The 2632-nt window shown below is 33.8% G+C and carries 2 protein-coding genes and 1 pseudogene; all 3 read right to left on the reverse strand.

Features of this window, described 5'->3' with window-relative positions; all coding sequences use genetic code 11:
* Window positions 1-214: 214 nt before the first annotated feature.
* Entirely contained in the window at window positions 215-685 is a 471-nt protein-coding gene (rhuM, locus tag ACTND6_RS10780) for a RhuM family protein (RefSeq protein ID WP_441024225.1), read from the reverse strand.
* A 174-nt stretch (window positions 686-859) separates the two neighbouring features.
* Window positions 860-1987, reverse strand: coding sequence for a 23S rRNA (uracil(1939)-C(5))-methyltransferase RlmD (rlmD, locus tag ACTND6_RS10785; protein ID WP_441024222.1), 1128 nt, complete (start codon window positions 1985-1987; stop codon window positions 860-862).
* Window positions 1984-2499: pseudogene (locus ACTND6_RS10790) on the reverse strand (HAD family hydrolase); the annotation flags it as partial. The gene rlmD and the pseudogene ACTND6_RS10790, both read right to left, overlap by 4 nt.
* Window positions 2500-2632: the final 133 nt, after the last annotated feature.

A 2632-nucleotide genomic window follows, 5' to 3' on the forward strand; every position in this document is an offset into this window, starting at 1 on the left:
TTACCTCGCAGTTAAAGTGTATATCCAGCAATATGATTTTATTGTACTAAAAAGCGGACACTAAAGAGATTTCTGAACTTTTTTGAATCAGGTGGTCAGTTATGTATTTTTTTACCTTCCTTAAATTACTAACTTTATTATAACATTTGTATTTTTGCTGATGAAAAACCAACTATCAACATCGTGAAACATACCCATTTCCAAATCCATTGCACTAACTCACATCCAACTTAAAATGCATATTCACCATTTCATTTAACTGGTGTGCGATATCTTTAAATGTCTTATTCAAATCTAGTGTCTTAACGGCGATCTGGTTTACCCATTTACGGAACAGTACCGCACGCTCGGAATTGACCTTGAATCCTACGGCAATGATCATTTGAAGGCTATAGTGCTTGGTATCGCGTGTTACCTGGCGAGAGCCTTCGGTTTGAACTATTCGGAAATTCCGAATAGTTGCGGCCTCTTCCAATTCACTATCCGCGTATATTTTTTTAATATGTTCATTTATCGTTGGTAAACCAACATCATACAATGTAGCCATCATCTTCTGTGTCAGCCATATATTCTCATCCTCATAGCGCATCTCTTTGCTGTCCTGTTGATCACCTACAGAGGCAACATAAGTCAGGTATTCCGCTGCACTGAAACGAATGGTTATTTCGTCGTTTTTCTTTTTCAATAGGAGGCCTCCCTTCTAAGTTCAATATTTTTGCCTGCCCAACCTATTCTCAATACTATTATCTACTTAACTATAAAAATCAGATAGATTGCTGGGGATTATTGTTTTTTCTACACTTGATTTTTGGATACCAAAACACCGAAAAAGCCTTATATTTTAAGCATATTCACACTATCAATTGTGCACTTTAGTCAACAGAATCACATTTTCCACATGTTTTGTAAATGGGAAGTTATCTACAGGAACAATCTTTTTTATTTGATAATGCTTTAAGAAAGCAATATCTCTTGCCTGTGTTGATGGATTACATGAGATATAAACAATCTTGTCTGACTTTAAATGATCCAATTGCTTCATAAATTTTTCTGTAAATCCATTTCTAGGTGGATCTAAGAATACAACATTTGGAGAATCCTCTAACTGTTCAATAAATTCTTCACTGTCACATGCAATAAACTGTGCATTCTTAATACCATTTCTTTTCGCATTACCAATCGCATCACGAATAGAATCTTCATTGATTTCAACTCCTAAAACAAATGATGCTTTCTTAGATGCAATCAATGAAATTGTTCCAATACCGCAGCACATATCTAGTACAGTATCTGTACTCTTAAGCTGTGCCATCTGAATCGCAGTGGAATAAATCTTTTCTGTCTGTACTGGGTTTACCTGATAGAACGTATTTGTTGAAATACGGAATCTTGTATGCATGATTTCATCTTCAATGAAACCTTTTCCATACAACACATGATTCTTTTTGCCAAGTACCATAGAAGTATCATCACTGTTATGATTCAATACAATAGATTTAATTTCAGGATGCATTCTCACCATTTCTTTAACAAATGCATTACTTCCAGGAAGATTCTTGCTACCAATAACAATTGTTAATAGAACATCATTTGTTGCGTGAGAAATACGAATATATGCATGTCTTAAAACACCTCTGCCAGTATCTTCATCATATGATTCAATATGCATCTTTGTTGCTAAAGAACACATATCACGCAAGATATCATTTGCTTTCACATGCTGGATCAGACACATTTTCGTATCAATGACTTTATGTGTATTTTCTTCATACATGCCACATTTAATGACACCATCTCGATTATGAGAAAACGTTGCATAGATCTTATGTCTATAATGGTATGGTTCTTTCATACCAATGACAGGTTCAACATTGTTTTTTGGAAACAATGATTGAATATATTCTTTTTTATTTTTGAGCTGATCTGCATATTCAGTATTAATATATGCACACCCACCACATTTCTTATACACTGGACAATATTTCATATAATTACCTCCGCAAAAGTCTGTACTGTATGATCATGAAGTTTCTTGAGTCTTTCATATGATTGATGTCCCAAAGAAACCAATGTAATATTTTGAATACCTAAAGCTGCAGCCGTTTCATAGTCCGCATTTGTATCACCAATATACATGCATTCACTGACATCTATATTAGTATCTTCTAGCCAACGCAAGCCATTTTCCACTTTACTGCCACCAATAAGATCATTCACACCCATAATACTTGTAAACAATGTATCAATACCTAATCTATGACATTGACTAACAAGTGCCTGATGCTCACAAGAAGAAAGAATAATATTCTGATACCCTTTTTCTTTTGCTTCCTGTAGTTTATCCAATACGCCTTCATTCAAAGTACATTCAGAAAAGTATTTTTCATATAGACCATAGAATTCTACACCAACATCATGAAAAGATTCATTTTCAAATGTATACCCAATTTGTCTATAATAGTCTTCCATAGGAACACTAAATAAAGACTTATAGTCATCTAATGTGTAATCTGCTTTTAAGCCTCCCTAATAAGTCAAATGTTATTTAGCTTATTTAAGCCATTTTTTAGTACTTATTTTGATATAAGCCAATAGGTTATGGATATTTCTTGCATCGATGTGCTGAATTATA

This window comes from Bulleidia sp. HCP3S3_C9, assembly GCF_052064035.1.
Taxonomy (GTDB): Bacteria; Bacillota_I; Bacilli_A; order Erysipelotrichales; family Erysipelotrichaceae; genus Bulleidia.